The organism is Enterocloster sp. (genome assembly GCF_057861365.1).
Genome location: NZ_DBMACH010000016.1, coordinates 18,162 through 36,658 on the forward strand (window position 1 = coordinate 18,162; position 18,497 = coordinate 36,658).

Genomic DNA, 18,497 nt, shown 5'->3' on the forward strand with positions numbered 1-18,497 from the left:
GAAAAAGTAGTATTCTGCACAAGCATACAGAAAGCAGCCGGGGGATGAGAGGCGCATGGAAAGCAGGATATGAATACATCTCTGAGCTTCGCACCAAACGGACGGAATCTGCACAGGTTTTTCCGGCTCAGTAGGCTGCGACGGATCCGGCACACGTTATCGTGCCTGAGTATCTGCCGGCTGGAAAGCGGTTTATTTATTTTACGGCATGTACTTAAGGAGGCAGTCAGTGCGAGCTGGCTGTAAACATCAGGTGGTAACACGGGCTTTCTGCTCCGTCCTTTTGAACAGGGGACGGAGCTTTTTTAGTTCCATAGAGAAGCGAGGCTTATGAAATAAAAACGCTTCCCAGCCTGAAGCCGCCGAAACTGTAAGAAATCAGGCCTTTGCATGAAAATAGAAATATGGTAAAATAAAAACAGTAAAGGAGAGAAGACAATGCAGATCTACGAAGAACTGATTGCCAGAGGCTTAATTGCCCAGGTAACAAACGAAGAAGAAATCAAAAAAATGGTGAATGAGGGAAAGGCCGTATTCTATATTGGATTTGACCCGACCGCAGACAGCCTTCATGTAGGCCACTTTATGGCTCTTTGTCTGATGAAGCGCCTTCAGATGGCAGGAAATAAGCCTATTGCCCTGATCGGAGGCGGCACCGGTATGGTAGGAGATCCTTCCGGCCGTACGGATATGCGTACTATGATGACACCAGAGATCATCCAGCACAACTGCGACTGCTTTAAAAAGCAGATGAGCCGTTTCATCGACTTTTCCGAAGGAAAGGCCATGATGGTAAACAATGCTGAATGGCTGATGGATTTAAATTACATTGAGTTTTTACGGGAGATCGGTCCTCATTTCTCTGTAAATAATATGTTAAGGGCTGAGTGCTATAAGCAGCGGATGGAAAAGGGTTTAAGCTTCCTTGAGTTCAACTACATGCTCATGCAGAGTTATGACTTCTATGAGCTGTTCCAGCGCTACGGCTGCAATATGCAGTTCGGCGGCGACGATCAGTGGAGCAATATGCTGGGAGGTACAGAGCTTATCCGCCGCAAGCTGGGAAAAGACGCCCACGCTATGACCATTACCCTTCTGTTAAACTCAGAGGGAAAAAAGATGGGGAAGACCCAGTCCGGCGCCGTATGGCTGGATCCAAACAAGACTTCCCCATTCGATTTCTATCAGTACTGGAGAAATGTGGCAGATGCCGATGTGCTTAAGTGCCTGCGTATGCTTACATTCCTTCCATTAGAGCAGATTGACGAGATGGACAAATGGGAAGGCAGCCAGTTAAATCAGGCAAAGGAAATCCTGGCATTTGAGCTTACCAAGCTGGTGCACGGCGAGGAAGAGGCTGCAAAGGCACAGGAGGGCGCAAGAGCGCTGTTTTCAGCTGGAGGAAGCACCATCAATATGCCTACCAGCGAGCTGACGGAAGAGGATTTTAAAGAAAATGCCATGGATATCCTGACGATCCTGACGAAATCAGGACTGGCTTCTTCACGTTCTGAGGCAAGACGAAATGTAGAGCAGGGCGGCGTATCTGTAGACGGAGAGACTGTAAAGGATATTCACGCTGCCTTTGAAAAGGACCGTTTTGCCGGAGAGGGCCTTGTAGTAAAGAGAGGCAAAAAGAATTTCAGAAAAGTGATATTAAAGTAATGAAGCAGTGGGAGGAGGTGGCCGGATGAAAAAGGCAGGGATTCTGCGTTGCATGAAAGCGCTGGCTGCGGCAGCAACCTTAACCATCGTGGGCGCCTTTACCGCCCTGGCGGGTTCTGCCGGAAAAACGCCGGTTCCGGTAACGCTCCATCTGGATGTAAATAACCGGCAGACGGCCATCTATGACGGCTATACGTCCTATGTAATGGGAAACCGCGTATCGGATAAGGATACCTTTACCATTACAAAGGACAGAAATGATGTAAATCTGGATGAGATTGTTTTAAATTATTATCTCATCACCTACGAGGGAGATACTCAAAAGAGCCTGGAGTGCCGGGTGTACGGATTGGAGGAGGGAGAGAATTATCCGGTCGTACGCCCGGAAACACTGGCAAAGGAAAGCGAAAGCCGGCTCTATGATTCTCTGGAGCGGTGCTATGTTCTTGAATTTGCCAGAGGAGATGAGCGAAGATCCTATTATTTTATGCTTCTTCCCGAGGCAGAGATGCCTTCCTATCGGAATATCCATCTAGGAAGCTGGGAAAAGGATAAAAAGGGCTGGAGATATCTTTATCAGGAAAATTATCTTACCTCCTGGGCCTTGATCAATGACAGCTGGTATTTTTTCGGTATGGACGGCTATATGAAAACCGGCTGGCAGGAGTACAAAGAAAATTGGTATTATCTGAATCCTGATAATGGCGTTATGATGACGAACTGTACTATAGATGGATATCAGGTGGATGGAAGCGGTGTGAGAATCTGACCAGTTACATTAAAAAAGCATCCGGGCAGTCCGGGAACGGTATCGTTCCGGAATGTCCGGATGCTTTTTTAAATCTCTGTTTTATCCCAGAAAGCCCAGATGCTCCAAAAGGATTTTAAGCCCCATGAGGATCAGGATCAGGCCGCCGGCAAATTCGGCTTTTTTCTGATAACGGCAGCCAAATACATTTCCAATCTTAACACCTGCGGCAGACAGAAGGAAGGTAATGCTTCCGATAAAGAGTACGGCAGGCAGGATCCGGACCTGAAGGAAGGCAAAGGTTACGCCTACGGCCAGGGCATCAATGCTGGTTGCCACAGCCATCAGGGTCATGGTTTTTATATCCAGAGAGGGATCTGCTGCTTCTTCGCCGTTTTCAAAGGCTTCCTTTATCATATTTCCTCCGATAAGAGCCAGAAGCACAAAGGCGATCCAGTGGTCATAGGACTCGATGGTTCCGCTGAACTTGGAACCCAGCAGATATCCCAGAAAGGGCATAAGGCCCTGAAAGCCGCCAAAATAAAGTCCTACGATTCCGGCGTTTTTCCAGCTCATTTCCGGCATGGCAAGCCCCTTACAGACCGCTACGGCAAAGGCGTCCATAGACAGCCCAACTGCAATAATAAACAATTCCGTTAATGACATGATCATTTCCTCCCAAATGGCACAGTTTATGAAACAGTGTAGGAGAGGAACCGAAAAATGTCAAGAAAAATATAGGAGCTTGTAAAACGAATTTGCCTGTGCTAAAGTATAGCTGAAACGGAGGTAAATAGGATTATGAAAAAATCATATGAAATTGATATGTGCAATGGCCCGCTTTTAGGCAAGATCCTGCTGTTTTCCATTCCGCTGATGCTTTCCGGTATTTTACAGCTTTTGTTTAATGCGGCTGATATTATTGTAGTAGGAAGGTTTTCCGGAAGTACGGCGCTGGCGGCTGTGGGCTCTACCTCATCCCTGATCAATCTTCTGATCAACATTTTTGTAGGCTTGTCTGTAGGTGTAAATGTGCTGGTAGCCAGATATTATGGCGGACAGAAGGAAAGAGATGTTCAGGAAACCATACATACGGCGGTTTTGACGGCCATTTTAAGCGGCCTGTTTCTGGTTGCGGTGGGAGAGCTTGCCGCAGGCCCCATGCTTCGGATCATGGGAACCCCGGAGGATGTGCTGGATCAATCTGTGCTCTATATGCGGATTTATTTCCTTGGAATGCCTGTTTTAATGCTTTATAACTTCGGCGCTGCGATCCTCAGAGCAGTAGGAGATACCAGGCGGCCTCTTTATTTCCTCTTTGCCGCCGGAGCGGTCAATGTGGTTTTGAATCTGTTCTTTGTAATAGGCCTTGGAATGGGAGTGGACGGAGTAGCCTGGGCTACTGTGATTTCTGAGCACATTTCCGCATTTCTTGTCTTTAAGAGCCTGATGGCGGAAGAGGGAATGATGAAGCTCCATCTAAAGAAACTTACCATTCATATGGATAAGCTGAAGCGGATTGTGAAGATCGGTCTTCCGGCCGGTATGCAGGGCGCGATCTTCTCTGTATCCAATGTGCTGATCCAGTCCTCTGTCAATTCCTTTGGTTCTGTGGCCATGGCAGGCAATACGGCTTCTGCAAATATCGAGGGCTTTGTCTATACGGCTATGAATGCGGTTTATCAGACCAGCTTAAGCTTTACCAGCCAGAATCTTGGCGGAGGAAAGTACAGCCGTATTAATAAGGTAAAAAATATCTGTCTGGCTGTTGTTACGGCAGTGGGGCTGGTTCTTGGCCTGGCAGCAGTAGGCGCGGGCACTCATCTTCTGGGAATTTATTCTTCAGACTCTGAGGTGCTTAAATACGGGATGCTCCGTCTGGAGATTATCTGTGGGACCTATTTTATCTGCGGGCTGATGGACTGTATGGTAGGAAGCTTGAGAGGATTGGGATACTCGGTGATTCCCATGATCGTCTCTCTTACCGGAGCATGTGGTTTTCGTATTCTCTGGATTTTTACAGTATTTGCCGTTTACCGTTCACTGGCAGTTCTTTATCTGTCATATCCGGTATCTTGGCTCATTACGGCAGCGGCTCACATGGTTACCTTTAAACTGATCCGCAGGAAATTCCCCAAAGAAGATATAAAATAATAAATATTCTGAAAATTATAAGTAAATACCCAAATATAACAGGTAAATATTATATAAAAATATAAACAATTACAATAAATATACACAATTTATAAAAAGACAAAAAATAATTAAAAATTACAAAAAGAGTCTTGACAAATAGGGACTCTTTTTGTATAATAAAGTCAACAAAAGAGAAGAGAACACGAGATACAAAAGAGAATAAGGAGTTGTAGACAGTCAACTCAATGTAATAAAATCTAAGCAAAGGAGGTACGGACCACCAGAAAGAGAATGTTCGTTTCATTTATAAGCTAAAGTGATTTAGTTATAGATGAAACAGGGAAAGCACTCTGTGAGAGTAACTGCTCATACATAGTACAGACAGATGAAACGGAAATTGATTTAAGAAACAAAAGAAAGTCCAATCGATTGGTAAAAGAATTGCAGTCTTAAAGAAACGAAAGAGAATGTCTGTAATAAAAGATAGGAACAAGCAGATGATCGTATTTTCAAAGTGATCCATAAGCGTATCAAAGGCAATAAATGCCCGGTCTGGTGAAAAGTATCATCAGGACGGAGAGAGATACCGGATCAAAGAAAGAAAAGCAAGGTGGAAAATAGATCCGAAGCAAGTGAATATACAAAAGAGAGCAGAAGAAAACCAGAGTGGATACAATTAAATATAGAGTCACAAAAGAAACAATTGTTTCGAAAGAGAGGCTTGGTCCAATGGACGAGATAGTTAAAAGACGGATATCGTAATCGAGAACGTGGTTAGTCAAAGATTCGATATCCGTCTTTTGTTGTATTTAATATAGGGGATCACAGACCTTTTAGATCAAAGGGCGGCGTATATTCTTCTTTTGCGCTGCTTTTTTCCTGTATAAATCCCTCAGTAAGTCCCAGAGAGAGCGCTGCATCCACTACCTTCTGGTATTCATAGGAGGTGATCCGACGATTGATATCCGGATGGTCGCAGCTATGGTAGAAGGGGGTGTACTGGCTTAAAAGGCTTAACAGGTACTGGCCTTTTGGAAGCTCTCTGCTGACCCATTCCATCAGGGCGATGGAATCATCCCTGTGTCCGGGGAGAACCATATGGCGCAGGATTACGCCTTTTTTCATAAGCAGGAAGGAAGGCTGGGAGGGCTCCTCAGGGGCGTGTTCCTCAAATACCGGAGCGCCTGTCTGAAGGATCATCTGATAGATAGCACGGGAAGCGGCTTCAAAGTAGTTCCCGCAGTTTGACAGACGGGCAGAAAGAGCGCTGTCATGGTACTTTAAATCAGGAAGCCAGATATCTACATAATCCTTTAAATATTCTACGATCTCAGGACGTTCATAGCCGCCGCAGTTATATACGATCGGGATCGAAAGGCGGGAGCGAACCTGATCCAGAGCAGGAAGGATTGAGGGGAGAAACTGAGTGGGGGTGACAAGATTGATATTATAGGCCCCCTGATCTTCCAGACGGAGAAAGATATCAGCCAACTCATTAGAAGTCAGCTCCTTTCCGAATTGTTCGCTGCTGATGGGATAATTCTGGCAGAAGCAGCATTTAAGGGTACATCCGGAAAAAAAGACGGTTCCGCTTCCGCCTCTGGCCCACTCCGGCCCGCTCAGACAGGGTTCTTCCCATTTGTGGAGTGCTGCCCTGGCAGCCTTTAACTGAACGGTACATCCGCAGTAGCCGGTTTTGCGGCTGCGGTCAATGCGGCACATTCTGGGGCAGAGGGTACAGGATTCATAAGTGGGAAAACGGATCATGGCAAAAGCCCCTGCTCTTTGCGGTACAGATATCTTGGAAGTCCGTCCTCCAGAATATGCTGTGGCTGCCCTTGGATGAGCGGAAGAGCATAGGCGGTAAATTCCGGGCCGATATCGTTGTGATTGCCGGTGATCCAGTGAGGCGGGAAGGTCTTTTCCTTATTGCAGACATTGGAAACATCTGTAAGGCCGAAACGGATGGAATAATCCGCTCCTTCTTCGCGTTCAAAGGTGATCATCTTTGCGGTCACGCCCTCAAGTGCGGCACGGACTGCAAAGCGTCCGGCCTCGCTGGCTTCGTTAATGTCCGTAAGAGAGGAGATAAGGCTGCTGCAGCGCTGGTTTACATTTAATTCTACAGAGCGAACCTTGACTCCGAAACGGCCTCTGACATAGCTTTCGAGCAGCTTTCCGCAGCCTGTAAGCATCTTGTGGCCAAAGGTATCGACCTGAGCTTCAGTAGAATATTCACATACCAGACGGCCGGAAGCATCGTGGATGCCTTCAGAAACACAGACAACCACAGCGGTGCTTTTCTTTAAAGCGCCTTCGATATCATTTAAAAACGCTTCCATATCAAAATCAGATTCCGGCAGATAGATGAGCAGGGGATTGTCGCCGGGAAACTTTCTTGCCAGGGCGCTGGCAGCAGTGACCCAGCCTGCATGACGGCCCATGAGTTCAATAATGGTGACAGCCGGCTGCTGATAGACAGAAGCATCCAGAACGATTTCACGGACAGTAGACGCTACATATCGGGCAGCGCTGCCGTAGCCGGGGGTGTGGTCGGTTACAGGAAGATCGTTGTCAATGGTTTTTGGAACGCCGATAAAAACGATATCCTCTTTTGCCATGGCAGCATATCTGGACAATTTGTCTGCGGTGTCCATGGAATCATTTCCGCCGATGTAGAATACAGCTCCGATATTCATGGCTTTAAATTTTTCAAATAACAAGGGGTATACGGAAGCATCCATATTTTCAGGAAGCTTATAGCGGCAGGAGCCCAGATATGCGGCGGGCGTCAGGCGCAGAAGTTCCAAATCCTCTTTGGAAAGCTCTGCGGAGAGATTTATGGTATGGCCGGACAGAAAGCCTTCGATGCCGTTTATCATGCCATAGACAGCTCCAATCTCATCCGGATGGGAAAGTCCTTCCTGGATCACGCCGTATAAGCTGGCGTTGATCACAGCTGTGGGACCGCCGGACTGGCCTACAAGTATATTTTTCTTCAAGGGAAAATCCTCCTCTCATGTATACAGTGATCGTCTGGACAGCTGCAGAAGAAGTCCAGATTCTTTTGTAAGTATATCTGATAAAAATGGGAAATGCAATCCGTTTGTGATATTGCATATAAAACCCGTATTTTTTTGTAACATATTTCCTATTGCATTTTAGGTAAAAAAATGATAGTCTGTATACAGATAAAAAAGTTGTATACAAACTCAAAAAGTTAAATACAAATATTTCAAAGGAGGAATCGGAGAATGGATATTCGCTATTCTGCCAACCAGAGGGATGTAAAGCGCTACACAACAGAGGAATTAAGAAACGAATTCCTCATCACAGATCTGTACAAGGCTAATGAGGTAGTTGCCGTATACTCTCATGTAGACCGTATGGTTACTCTGGGATGTATGCCTACTACAGAGAAGGTTTCTATTGATAAGGGAATCGACTGCTGGAAGAACTTCGGCACCCATTACTTTTTAGAGCGCCGTGAGATCGGTATTTTTAATATCGGCGGCGAGGGAACCATCACAGCAGACGGCCAGACCTTTAAGATGGGATACAAGGACTGCCTGTACATTACAAAGGGCACAAAGGAAGTTTATTTTGAGAGCACCGACGCTGAGAAGCCTGCAAAGTTCTACATGGTCAGCGCACCGGCTCATACTTCCTACACAACTACCTTTATTCCGATTGAGAAGGCTGCAAAGAGACCCTGCGGCGAGGCAGAGACCTCCAATAAGCGTACCATCAATCAGTTCATCCATCCGGATGTACTTAAGACCTGCCAGCTGTCCATGGGCATGACCGTATTAGAGCCAGGCAGCGTATGGAACACCATGCCGTCTCATACACATGAGCGCCGTATGGAGATTTATATGTACTTTGAGGTTCCGGGCGACAACGTAGTATTCCATATGATGGGAGAACCCACTGAGACAAGACATATTGTCATGAAGAATGAGGAGGCTGTGATCAGCCCGTCCTGGAGCATCCACAGCGGCGCCGGCACTTCCAACTATACCTTTATCTGGGCTATGGGCGGAGAGAACATGGAGTTCGACGATATGGATACCATGATGCCAAACGAGATGATGTAAGTTCATCCGAACGATTCTGTTAAAAATATATGGAGGATAAAGAAATGGCTGATTATTTAAACAACTTTTCACTTGAAGGCAAGGTAGCCCTGGTAACAGGCGCTTCCTACGGCATCGGCTTTGCAATCGCAAAGGCAATGGCAGGCGCAGGCGCTACCATCGTTTTCAACGATATCAAGCAGGAACTGGTAGATAAGGGAATCGCAGCGTACAAGGAAGAGGGCATCGAGGCTCACGGCTATGTATGCGACGTAACCAATGAGGATGCAGTAAACGCGATGGTTGCTCAGATCGAGGCAGAGGTAGGCGTAGTTGATATCCTGGTAAATAACGCAGGAATCATCAAGAGAATCCCAATGTGCGAGATGAGTGCAGCTGAGTTCCGCCAGGTAATCGATGTTGACTTAAACGCTCCGTTTATTGTTTCCAAGGCTGTTATCCCAAGCATGATCAAGAAGGGCCACGGAAAGATCATCAACATCTGCTCCATGATGAGTGAGCTGGGCCGTGAGACCGTATCTGCTTATGCAGCAGCTAAGGGCGGCTTAAAGATGCTGACAAAGAACATTGCTTCTGAGTACGGTGAGTACAATATCCAGTGTAACGGTATCGGACCTGGCTATATCGCTACTCCCCAGACAGCTCCTCTGCGTGAGATCCAGCCAGACGGCTCCAGACATCCATTTGACCAGTTCATCGTTTCCAAGACTCCTGCAGGACGCTGGGGTGAGGCTGAGGATCTGGGCGGACCTGCAGTATTCCTGGCATCTGATGCTTCCAATTTTGTAAATGGTCTGGTACTGTATGTAGACGGCGGTATCCTGGCTTACATCGGCAAGCAGCCTAAGTAATCGATTACGCAATTAAACCAATAAAACCAATCAGGGCCCGTCATGCCATGACCGCATGGCGGGTCCTGATTCATCTGAGAAAAGGAACAGGGGTGCTGCATGGGAGAAGTGAATTTTAAAAACAGAGGGGAACTGGTTTTTGAAACCTTAAAGCGGGAGATACTGGATCTGAAGCTGAAACCAGGCTGCCTGATCAGCGAAAGTGATATCTGTGAGCGGTTTGGCGTGTCGCGGACTCCGGTGCGGGACGCCCTGCGTCTTTTGCAGGAACAGGGATTTGCGGAGACGATTCCCTATCGGGGAACGTATGTGACTCTTTTGAGCCTGGATAATATCAAGCAGATGATCTATATGAGGGTAGCGGTGGAAACCATGGTTTTAAGGGATTTTATGGAAATCCAGACGCCCATGGTGATGGAGGAAATCCGTCATGCCATTGCCGTTCAGAAGGCCTTGATCCAGACGCCGGGGTTTGAACCGGAACAGTTTTACCGCATGGACGCCCAGATGCACTCTCTCTGGTTCACAGCTGTAAAGCGACAGAAGCTCTGGGATATGCTCCAGGCCCAGCAGCTTCATTATACCCGGTTTCGTATGCTGGATTTTATTACAGAAACAGATTTTCCAAGGATTATCGGAGAGCATGAGCAGCTGTTTGAGCTGATCTGCAAAAAAGATCTTTCCGGCCTGGAACAGGTATTAAAAGATCACCTCTACTACAGTATGAAGCGGATGCGTCATTCTATAGAGGTGGATTATAAGGACTATTTTGAAGAAGAACCAGAAGAGAATCGGTTTGTCATTTAATGGCAGGCCGTTTTTTGTTTTATTTGTGGGGGGGAGTCATAAGATAGATCCGCTCTTCCGGATTTTCTTCCAGATATTCTTCCAGTTCCTCCGGTGACAGGCGGGACTGAACCTCTCTGAAAAATTCTTTTCCGCTCATGGAGGCAAAGCTTAGGAGCCGCTTTCTTACTTCCGGATCATCTGCCAGCAATTCCTTTTCCTTCTGTGTATAAATTCCCATATCCAATCCCTTCCTTTCCCGTCTCTTATTTTGACGCAAAACGGTTAGAATAGTCTGATAATTTCAGAATATGCATCTGTTTACCTATAGTATATTCGCTATTCCGAAGATATTCAATATGCAAATTCTAACTTATGCTTATTTCAGGTAAAATAAGCATAGGAGCAATAAAAATATGATCGACTATTCGCCTTTCTGGGAAACTCTGGAGGCGTCGGAGGAAAGCTGGTACACACTGACGAAGAAGCATAAAATTTCTGACAGTACTCTGCACCGGCTTAAGCATAATAAAGATGTGACCATGAAAACGATCAATGATCTCTGCAGGATTTTAAACTGCCGCATTGAGGATATCGCCAGGTATGTGCCCTCAGAGGAGGATCAGATTCTTTAGGAATGTTAAAAAGACATAAAAGGAACGGTCCGGGTCTGTTCAAAAGGATATAAGCTGTGATATACTATGTGGGCTTATAGGAGATTTTGTGGACAATCTTCCTAAAAGGAACGGATCCGGAGGAAATATATGGAAAAAAGTGGAGTTTCGCTGGAGAAAAAAGTAAAACGGATCGCTGTCTGTGCCGGGGCAGTGGTCTTTTTTTCGATTGGAGTCAATCTGGCAGTAAGCTGGTTCGGCCTTGGGAGCTTCGGAAGCATCCTGGAACAGAACGCCGGCAGTCTGGCCTTCTGGTCTGCGATGGAGGAGGAGCGCCTGGCCTTTGCGCGTTATGTGGGAACTGCCCTTCCGGAAGAGCGGGAGCGGTTTGAGCAGTCCAGAATGGAAACGCGCCGGTGGCTGGAAGAGCTTCCCGTTGATTACAGAGAAACGGGCTCTGAGCGGTATGCCCGTACCTGGTCCATCCGGAATATGTATGAAAATTACGAGACAGAGCTGGAAGTCCTTGAAGAAACAGACCGGGAGGATCCGGAATATGTGAACCGGCTGTATCGGATCTACCGGGTTCAAAATTATCTCAAGGATAAGGCCGGACAGCTGGAACAGATGACAATGGAGGACGGAAGCGAACGCTACGAGAAGCATCGTTTCCTTTTTTCAGTCCTTCCGGCTGCCAGTATCCTGTGGGGGATCGCTGCGCTGTGGATGGTTAAGCGGCTGAATGGCTCCGTACGCCGTAACATCGTAGAGCCAGTGGTAATGCTGGCCGGGCAGGCAGACCGTATCCGGAAAAATGATTTTTCAGGGCCTGAACTTACAGCTGAGGGAGAAGATGAGATCAGCCGTCTTATCCGTTCCTTTAATAAAATGAAGCAGGCGACAAGAGGATATATTGAGGCTTTAAAAGAAAAAAACGAAACAGAACGGCAGCTGGAGGCGGTCCGGCTGCAGCTTTTAAAAAATCAGATCAATCCCCATTTTCTTTTCAATACCTTAAATATGATCGCCGGAACGGCTCAGATCGAAGATGCGGCTGCCACGGAAAAGATGATACAGGCATTAAGCCGCCTGTTCCGCTACAATTTAAAATCAACTGCATCTGTGATGCCTCTGGAACGTGAGCTTAAGGTTGTTCAGGATTATATGTATCTGCAGCAGATGCGGTTTGGAAAGAGAGTGCAGTATGAGACAGGCTGTGACCCGGAAACAATGGAGATACTGGTTCCTTCCTTTATGCTCCAGCCTTTGGTGGAAAATGCAGTAAAGCATGGGATTTCTGCAAGAAGCAAAGGCGGAAGGATTGTGGTGCGGACCTGGAAACAGGGGCAGAGGCTGTGGATCTCGGTGGCGGATACGGGAGAAGGGATTGATGAGGACAAACTGGAAAAGATAAAAAGAGCCTTAAAGGAAGGAGATGGATCCGGCGTTGGGATTGGTCTGGGAAACATTGCCCGCCGGCTGAAGGCAATGTATGAGGATGGAGAAGTGAGGATCGAGAGCCGAAAGGGCTGCGCGACGGTGGTACAGCTGGCGTTTACACCGGAAAACTGTAAGGAGGATGAACCGTGATACAGAATGAGGATAAGAACGAGACGTACAAGGTGCTTTTGGCAGATGATGAGCAGATTGAACGTATGGCTCTTGCCAAACGACTGCATAAGCATTTTGGAGACAGCCTGGTCATCTGGCAGGCAGCAGACGGAAATGAGGCGGTCCGCCTGTGTTTTAAAGAACGGTGCCAGATCGTGATCATGGATATTTCCATGCCGGAATTAAACGGTGTGGAGGCGGCAGAACAGATCCGAAGGCTGGATGAGGACTGCGAGATCATTTTCCTTACCGCATATGACGAATTTTCCTATGCAAAGAGAGCCATTGCCATTCATGCGCTGGACTATCTTTTAAAGCCCTGTGAGGAAGAGGAGCTTACTGCGGTGATGGAGGAAGCCGTGGGGCGGATCCAAAAGAGGGAGCAGTTTGAAAAGCTGCATATGGAACAGGAGATGCCGGAAGAGACCGGGGCAGAGATGCCGGAGCCGGACTTAGAGGAGGAGCCGGACGAGCCTGACCGGCTTGGACAGGCGGCTGAAAAGATACGCCGGTATATACGGAAAAATTATATGAAGGATATTTCCATGCAGGATGCGGCACGGATGATGAATTATTCTGACGCCTATTTCTGCAAGCTGTTTAAACAGTGCTTTGACCAGAATTTTACCGCCTATCTGGCCCGCTTCAGGATCAATGAGGCCAGACGGCTTTTACAGGATAAAAATGCCAGCGTAAGAGAGGTCAGCATGCTGGTAGGGTATTATGACGCCAATTACTTTGCAAAGGTATTTAAAAGGATTGCAGGTATGAACCCTTCTGAATACAGAGACAGCTTTCACACAGACAGCGTATGACAAAATTTTCTCCCTCAATGTCAAAGATTTACGGTACAAAACAGAAAATCCTTTTTTTATAATTATTTAATAAAATGTGTATAAAGAAAGGAAGCAGTAAAGTGAGGAAGATGATGAAAAAGCTGACAGCGCTTGCTTTTGGGATAGCAGTGGCAGTCAGTCTGACAGGCTGCGGTTCTTTAACCGGCGGCAAGCGTATTATCCGCGTTTCCCATGCACAGTCAGAGACGCATCCGGAGCATCTGGGGCTTCTGGCATTTAAAGAGTATGTGGAAGAGAAGCTGGGAGACAAATATGAGGTCCAGATATTTCCAAATGAACTTTTAGGCTCAGCCCAGAAGGCCATTGAGCTGACACAGACGGGAGCCATTGACTTTGTAGTAGCCGGCACAGCGAATCTGGAGACCTTTGCTGACGTATATGAGATTTTCAGTATGCCGTATCTGTTTGACTCAGAGGAGGTATACAAATCCGTGATGCAGGATACGGAATACATGGAAAATGTCTATGCATCGACGGATGAAGCCGGTTTCCGCGTAGTAACCTGGTACAATGCAGGTACCCGTAATTTCTACGGAAAATCCCCGATACGGACGCCGGAGGATTTAAAGGGCAAAAAGATCCGCGTACAGCAGAGTCCTGCCAGCGTAGAGATGGTAAAGGCATTTGGAGCGGCAGCGGCGCCAATGGGATTTGGCGAGGTATATACGGCTATCCAGCAGGGTGTCATCGACGGTGCAGAGAATAACGAACTGGCTCTTACCAACAACAAGCACGGCGAAGTTGCAAAATATTATTCTTATAACAAGCATCAGATGGTGCCGGATATGCTGGTAGCCAATCTGAAGTTCTTAAACAGCTTAAGCCCTGAGGATTATCAGGTATTTAAAGAGGCGGCGGCTCTTTCCACGGAAGTAGAGATGGAAGAGTGGGACAAGAGTATAGAAGAGGCTAAAAAAATCGCCACAGATGAAATGGGCGTAGAGTTTATTGACGTGGATGTGGAAGCGTTTAAAGAAAAGGTTCTTCCTCTCCATGAGTCTATGCTTCAGGAAAATGAGAAGATCCGCGATCTCTATGACCATATTCAGGCTGCCAATGAAAAAGCAAAAGGAGGACAGTAGGATGGAGACCATGCACAAAGTAAAAGCAGGGATCATGCAGGTTCTGGGATTTGTAATCATCGCTCTGTTCGCCTTTATGACCCTGATCGGAACGTATCAGATCGTAACCCGTTATTTCTTTAACCGTCCAAGTACGGTATCAGAGGAGCTTTTAACCTACGCTTTTACCTGGATGGCCCTTCTGGCTTCCGCCTATGTGTTCGGAAAGAGAGACCATATGCGTATGGGCTTTCTGGCAGACAAGCTCATCGGAGCGCCCAGAAAATATCTGGAGATTACCATTGACCTTCTTACTTTTTTGTTAGCAGCGGTTGTGATGGTATACGGCGGTATTTCCATTACAAAGCTGACCATGATCCAAAAAACTGCTTCTTTGCAGGTGCCTATGGCCTATGTTTATGTGATCGTGCCTGTTACGGGAGTGCTGATCATGATTTTCAGCCTTATGAATGCCATAGACGTGGCTCATATGGAATTTAAGGAGAAGGGAGAGGTTCGGTTATGACGATTGCAGTTGCCTGCGGGCTGATTATTTTAGTGCTTCTTGTGATTATGCTCTTAGCTGGAGTACCAATCGCAGTAGCTCTGGCTGTTTCTTCCATCGGAGCGATCCTTCCGGTGCTTGATACCGGCGCATCCGTGCTTACGGGAGCACAGAGGATTTTTTCCGGTATTTCCGTATTCAGCCTTCTTGCCATTCCGTTTTTTATCCTGGCAGGAAACTTGATGAATAAGGGCGGTATTGCTATCCGTCTGATCAATTTTGCAAAATTATTTACAGGAAGTATTCCGGGAGCTCTGGCACACACCAACGCCGTTGCCAATATGCTTTTCGGTGCCATCTCAGGTTCCGGTACGGCGGCAGCTTCCGCCATGGGTTCGATCATCGGCCCTATCGAAGAGGAAGAAGGCTATGACAGGGATTTCTCAGCAGCGGCTAATATCGCTACCGCTCCTACCGGTCTTTTAATCCCTCCGAGCAACGTTATGATCACCTATTCACTTGTCAGCGGAGGAACCTCCGTAGCGGCTCTTTTCATGGCGGGCTATATTCCCGGGATCCTCTGGGGACTGGCATGTATGATCGTAATCTATATTTTTGCTAAAAAGAAGGGCTACCGCAGTACAAAGAAGTTTACAAACAGCGAGAAGCTTAAGGTATTTTTACAGGCCATCCCTTGTCTGTTTATGATCGTTGTGGTAATCGGCGGGATCATTTCCGGTATCTTTACCGCTACAGAAGGAAGCGTGGTGGCAGTTATATACAGCATGGTGTTGTCTGTATTCTTCTATAAGTCCATCAAACCCTCTGAGCTGCCGAAAATCTTCCTTGACAGCGCGGAGATGACTGGTATTATCATTTTTCTTATCGGCGTGTCAAGCATCATGAGCTGGGTTATGGCATTTACAGGCATTCCCACTGCTGTATCCGAGGCAATGCTGGGAATCAGCGACAACCGGTATGTGATCCTCGTTATCATCAATATCCTCCTTCTGATCGTGGGAACCTTTATGGATATGACGCCGGCCTGCCTGATCTTCACTCCTATTTTCCTGCCCATCTGCCAGACTCTGGGTATGAATACCATTCACTTTGGTATTATGATGATCTTTAACCTGTGTATCGGAACCATCACCCCGCCTGTGGGAACCACTCTGTTTGTGGGTGTAAAAGTGGGACAGACTAAGATTGAGCAGGTGATAAAGCCGCTTTTAGCTTACTTTGCGGCAATCTTCATTGTGCTGATGCTGGTATCCTATATTCCCGCCTTGTCCATGTGGCTGCCGGGACTTTTGGGATATGTATAAATGAAATGTGCGCTCCGCCGGGCTGGCGGGGCGTATTTTTTCGGAAACGGTATTGAAGACAGCGCTGGTTTCTGCTATAGTACACAATGGAATGAAAAAGTGTAAGGAGAATCATCATGGCTGAAATACTGATGAAGGCGGCTGCCTTCGTTGCGATCATTTTTATGGGATATCTGCTGAGAAAAAAAGGATTTTTTAAAGAAGAGGATTTTCATGTGCTTTCAAAGATCGTTTTGAAGATAACTCTTCCGGCTGCGATCGTAGCCAATTTTTCAGGGGTTGATCTTCAGGCGTCTCTTTTGATCCTGTCGGTTCTTGGTCTGGGGGGAGGCCTGATGCTTATAACCTCAGCCTATCTGGCAGCGGGAAAAAACCGTGAGGAAAAAGCATTTTTCATGTTGAACACCTCGGGCTATAATATAGGAAACTTCACTATGCCCTTTGCCCAGAGCTTTCTAGGGCCAGCCGGGGTAATCACAACCAGCCTTTTTGATACGGGAAATTCCTTTATCTGTCTGGGCGGAGCCTTTAGTGCGGCAAAGATGGTAAAGGAGGGAGAGGGAAAGATATCCCTGATCCCTATTATAAAAACCCTGGTGCGTTCCGTACCCTTTGACGCTTATATAACCATGACGGCGCTGTCCCTGCTCCACATCAGCCTTCCGGCTCCGGTGATCACATTTTCAGAGGTGGTTTCAGGGGCGAATGCCTTTATCGCCATGCTGATGATGGGAGTAGGCTTTAAAATTTCCGGAGATACCAGCCAGAAGGGAAAAATCGTAAAGATCCTGGCAGTGCGTTACGGCGTCTCGATCGCAGTGGCGGCGGCCCTCTATTTTTTTATGCCTCTTCCTCTGGAATACCGTCAGGCTCTGGCAATCCTGCCCTTGAGCCCTATTGCGTCTGCAGCGCCGGCCTTTACGGCAGATTTAAAGGGCGACTTTGGACTTGCCAGTGCAGTCAATTCCATTTCCATTGTAATCAGTATTGTACTGATCACGGCAACTCTCCTGATAATTCTTTGATACGGAGTGTATAACTTTGACAGAAGCGGGGATAATGAGATTATCACAAAAGAGAAAATAAATACTTATCCTCCCCTTTTTAATACCTCGTTTATTGGCCTTGTGCAGTAGACGGGGTATTTTTTATGCCTTCTGCAATTTCTTAAACTGCTGGGGCGATATAGAAAAGGCCTGTTTAAACGCCCTGTAAAAGGTGGAGTAGTCGGAAAACCCTACCTGTTCTCCTATGGTTTCCAGGGAATCTCCATTGATAATCCTGGTTTTTGCGGCAATCAGCCGGCGCTGGGTTACGTACCGGTAAAAGCTGACGTCCATTTTTTCGCTGAACAGGCGCGATATGGCCCGTTCACTGATGTAAAAATCAGTAGCCGCTGATTTTAAGGTTATTTTTTCAGCCAGGTGGTCTTCTATATAGCGGATCAGCTCATCCAGCAGCTCTTTTTTCTCAGTTAGCGGTTCCGTAGCCTTGCTGTGGGTACACGCCCTGGTCAGGTGGATTAAAAGCTGCACCGTTATGGAAGAAATACAGGCTTCATATCCTTCCTGTCTGATTTTAGCCTCCCTGCAGGCAGATTGAAAATATCTTTCCATGTACTCCCACCCGCTGTCCTGGGTTCTTAACAGAACCGGATCCGATAATGGGATAAAACCTAAAAACTGCTGGATATTCTTCATAAATTCCGGGTGGATCCATATCACATAGCGGGAATAGGGTTCTGCAAGCTGATCTAAGTACAGGGGCCTGTGGCTGATCCCGGGCGGTATGAAAATAATATCTCCCCTGCGGACCCGATACCGTTCTGCTCCCAGAAGATATTGTACATTTCCGCTGCGGCAATATAACATCTCATAAAACGTATGACTGTGAAGCTGGATGCTGTCTTTCGTATAATTCACATCATCATGGCAGTCTACAGAATCTGAATCCATTTCCATTTCTTGATAAAGATTGGATAAAATTGCCCCGTCGGTAATAAACGTTTTCTGAAGTTCTTCATTGCTGATTTCCGATCTCTTATGCGCAGAAACCAGTTCTTTATATTTTTGCATTTCTGATAATTTCATTGCTTTTCCTGTTCCTTCCTCCTTCTTATCATAATCTAATTTGGCTTAATTTGCAATATATTATGCGATATTTGCAATAGTAATTGCAATAACAGTATAGTATTCTTAAAACACAATAAGTTAATGGTCTGCGGTTATCTGCCGCAGCAAA

The 18,497-nt window shown here is 46.7% G+C and carries 18 protein-coding genes; 13 read left to right on the plus strand and 5 right to left on the minus strand.

All coding sequences use genetic code 11. The annotated features are described in order from the left end of the window. Window positions 1-438 precede the first annotated feature (438 nt). On the plus strand, window positions 439-1,665 hold the full coding sequence (gene tyrS / locus ACZM6M_RS14310; RefSeq protein WP_066543728.1) for a tyrosine--tRNA ligase: 1,227 nt from the start codon (window positions 439-441) through the stop codon (window positions 1,663-1,665). Window positions 1,666-1,690: 25 nt separating this feature from the next. Further along, a complete protein-coding gene (locus tag ACZM6M_RS14315; protein ID WP_066543729.1) occupies window positions 1,691-2,434 on the plus strand; it encodes a hypothetical protein in 744 nt (247 codons plus the stop codon). An 81-nt stretch (window positions 2,435-2,515) separates the two neighbouring features. Here the strand turns inward: ACZM6M_RS14315 and ACZM6M_RS14320 are convergent, their stop codons facing one another. Next, window positions 2,516-3,079: a manganese efflux pump MntP gene (locus tag ACZM6M_RS14320; RefSeq protein ID WP_066543730.1), complete on the minus strand. Its 564-nt coding sequence runs from the start codon at window positions 3,077-3,079 to the stop codon at window positions 2,516-2,518. Between the two features lie 135 nt (window positions 3,080-3,214). Here ACZM6M_RS14320 and ACZM6M_RS14325 point away from each other — a divergent pair, with 135 nt between their 5' ends. After that, window positions 3,215-4,567: an MATE family efflux transporter gene (locus tag ACZM6M_RS14325; protein WP_296037222.1), complete on the plus strand. Its 1,353-nt coding sequence runs from the start codon at window positions 3,215-3,217 to the stop codon at window positions 4,565-4,567. Between the two features lie 804 nt (window positions 4,568-5,371). Here ACZM6M_RS14325 and ACZM6M_RS14330 read toward each other — a convergent pair. Together ACZM6M_RS14330 and ACZM6M_RS14335 are read right to left on the minus strand one after the other, a co-directional pair. Further along, window positions 5,372-6,316, minus strand: coding sequence for a radical SAM protein (locus ACZM6M_RS14330; protein WP_066543735.1), 945 nt, complete (start codon window positions 6,314-6,316; stop codon window positions 5,372-5,374). After that, window positions 6,313-7,551, minus strand: a complete 1,239-nt coding sequence (locus ACZM6M_RS14335) for a 6-phosphofructokinase (protein WP_066543737.1) — start codon at window positions 7,549-7,551, stop codon at window positions 6,313-6,315. Before ACZM6M_RS14335 ends, ACZM6M_RS14330 begins: the two co-directional genes overlap by 4 nt. 252 nt (window positions 7,552-7,803) lie before the next feature. Between ACZM6M_RS14335 and kduI the strand changes: the two genes are divergently transcribed. From kduI to ACZM6M_RS14350, 3 genes are all read left to right on the plus strand, one after another. After that, window positions 7,804-8,646 (plus strand): 5-dehydro-4-deoxy-D-glucuronate isomerase, encoded by an 843-nt coding sequence (gene kduI / locus ACZM6M_RS14340; protein ID WP_066543739.1) that lies wholly within the window; start codon window positions 7,804-7,806, stop codon window positions 8,644-8,646. A 44-nt stretch (window positions 8,647-8,690) separates the two neighbouring features. Continuing rightward, entirely contained in the window at window positions 8,691-9,497 is an 807-nt protein-coding gene (locus tag ACZM6M_RS14345) for a gluconate 5-dehydrogenase (RefSeq protein ID WP_066543741.1), read from the plus strand. Between the two features lie 99 nt (window positions 9,498-9,596). Next, window positions 9,597-10,304, plus strand: coding sequence for a GntR family transcriptional regulator (locus ACZM6M_RS14350; protein WP_066543743.1), 708 nt, complete (start codon window positions 9,597-9,599; stop codon window positions 10,302-10,304). Window positions 10,305-10,323: 19 nt separating this feature from the next. On the opposite strand, the gene ACZM6M_RS14355 is transcribed toward ACZM6M_RS14350, so the two are convergent. Further along, entirely contained in the window at window positions 10,324-10,524 is a 201-nt protein-coding gene (locus tag ACZM6M_RS14355; protein WP_066543747.1) for a hypothetical protein, read from the minus strand. Window positions 10,525-10,699: 175 nt separating this feature from the next. On the opposite strand from ACZM6M_RS14355, the gene ACZM6M_RS14360 reads away from it, so the two are divergent. From ACZM6M_RS14360 to ACZM6M_RS14390, 7 genes are all read left to right on the plus strand, one after another. Beyond that, the gene (locus tag ACZM6M_RS14360) at window positions 10,700-10,918 is read left to right on the plus strand and encodes a helix-turn-helix domain-containing protein (RefSeq protein ID WP_066543748.1); all 219 of its coding nucleotides are present in this window, start codon (window positions 10,700-10,702) and stop codon (window positions 10,916-10,918) included. A 129-nt stretch (window positions 10,919-11,047) separates the two neighbouring features. After that, window positions 11,048-12,487 carry a sensor histidine kinase gene (locus tag ACZM6M_RS14365; protein WP_337433188.1) on the plus strand — a complete coding sequence of 480 codons (1,440 nt, stop codon included), beginning with the start codon at window positions 11,048-11,050 and terminating at the stop codon, window positions 12,485-12,487. 65 nt (window positions 12,488-12,552) lie between these two features. Further along, window positions 12,553-13,323: a response regulator transcription factor gene (locus tag ACZM6M_RS14370; protein ID WP_417045676.1), complete on the plus strand. Its 771-nt coding sequence runs from the start codon at window positions 12,553-12,555 to the stop codon at window positions 13,321-13,323. Between the two features lie 74 nt (window positions 13,324-13,397). Further along, window positions 13,398-14,447, plus strand: coding sequence for a TRAP transporter substrate-binding protein (locus ACZM6M_RS14375; protein ID WP_066543751.1), 1,050 nt, complete (start codon window positions 13,398-13,400; stop codon window positions 14,445-14,447). A gap of 1 nt (window position 14,448) precedes the next feature. Beyond that, window positions 14,449-14,952, plus strand: coding sequence for a TRAP transporter small permease (locus ACZM6M_RS14380; RefSeq protein WP_066543752.1), 504 nt, complete (start codon window positions 14,449-14,451; stop codon window positions 14,950-14,952). Continuing rightward, entirely contained in the window at window positions 14,949-16,256 is a 1,308-nt protein-coding gene (locus ACZM6M_RS14385; protein WP_337433187.1) for a TRAP transporter large permease, read from the plus strand. Before ACZM6M_RS14380 ends, ACZM6M_RS14385 begins: the two co-directional genes overlap by 4 nt. Before the next feature lie 116 nt (window positions 16,257-16,372). Next, window positions 16,373-17,281 carry an AEC family transporter gene (locus ACZM6M_RS14390; RefSeq protein WP_296037197.1) on the plus strand — a complete coding sequence of 303 codons (909 nt, stop codon included), beginning with the start codon at window positions 16,373-16,375 and terminating at the stop codon, window positions 17,279-17,281. 123 nt (window positions 17,282-17,404) lie between these two features. On the opposite strand, the gene ACZM6M_RS14395 is transcribed toward ACZM6M_RS14390, so the two are convergent. Beyond that, entirely contained in the window at window positions 17,405-18,346 is a 942-nt protein-coding gene (locus tag ACZM6M_RS14395; protein WP_317438829.1) for a helix-turn-helix domain-containing protein, read from the minus strand. Between the last annotated feature and the right edge of the window lie 151 nt (window positions 18,347-18,497).

Coding starts and splice junctions, on each gene's coding strand:
- ACZM6M_RS14385 (WP_337433187.1), top strand. CDS start 14,949: ATGACGATTGCAGTTGCCTGCGGGCTGATTATTTTAGTGCTTCTTGTG.
- ACZM6M_RS14380 (WP_066543752.1), top strand. CDS start 14,449: ATGGAGACCATGCACAAAGTAAAAGCAGGGATCATGCAGGTTCTGGGA.
- ACZM6M_RS14370 (WP_417045676.1), top strand. CDS start 12,553: ATGGCTCTTGCCAAACGACTGCATAAGCATTTTGGAGACAGCCTGGTC.
- ACZM6M_RS14325 (WP_296037222.1), top strand. CDS start 3,215: ATGAAAAAATCATATGAAATTGATATGTGCAATGGCCCGCTTTTAGGC.
- ACZM6M_RS14320 (WP_066543730.1), bottom strand. CDS start 3,079: ATGTCATTAACGGAATTGTTTATTATTGCAGTTGGGCTGTCTATGGAC.
- ACZM6M_RS14355 (WP_066543747.1), bottom strand. CDS start 10,524: ATGGGAATTTATACACAGAAGGAAAAGGAATTGCTGGCAGATGATCCG.
- ACZM6M_RS14315 (WP_066543729.1), top strand. CDS start 1,691: ATGAAAAAGGCAGGGATTCTGCGTTGCATGAAAGCGCTGGCTGCGGCA.
- kduI (WP_066543739.1), top strand. CDS start 7,804: ATGGATATTCGCTATTCTGCCAACCAGAGGGATGTAAAGCGCTACACA.
- ACZM6M_RS14365 (WP_337433188.1), top strand. CDS start 11,048: ATGGAAAAAAGTGGAGTTTCGCTGGAGAAAAAAGTAAAACGGATCGCT.
- tyrS (WP_066543728.1), top strand. CDS start 439: ATGCAGATCTACGAAGAACTGATTGCCAGAGGCTTAATTGCCCAGGTA.
- ACZM6M_RS14395 (WP_317438829.1), bottom strand. CDS start 18,346: ATGAAATTATCAGAAATGCAAAAATATAAAGAACTGGTTTCTGCGCAT.
- ACZM6M_RS14390 (WP_296037197.1), top strand. CDS start 16,373: ATGGCTGAAATACTGATGAAGGCGGCTGCCTTCGTTGCGATCATTTTT.
- ACZM6M_RS14375 (WP_066543751.1), top strand. CDS start 13,398: ATGTGTATAAAGAAAGGAAGCAGTAAAGTGAGGAAGATGATGAAAAAG.
- ACZM6M_RS14360 (WP_066543748.1), top strand. CDS start 10,700: ATGATCGACTATTCGCCTTTCTGGGAAACTCTGGAGGCGTCGGAGGAA.
- ACZM6M_RS14350 (WP_066543743.1), top strand. CDS start 9,597: ATGGGAGAAGTGAATTTTAAAAACAGAGGGGAACTGGTTTTTGAAACC.
- ACZM6M_RS14330 (WP_066543735.1), bottom strand. CDS start 6,316: ATGATCCGTTTTCCCACTTATGAATCCTGTACCCTCTGCCCCAGAATG.
- ACZM6M_RS14345 (WP_066543741.1), top strand. CDS start 8,691: ATGGCTGATTATTTAAACAACTTTTCACTTGAAGGCAAGGTAGCCCTG.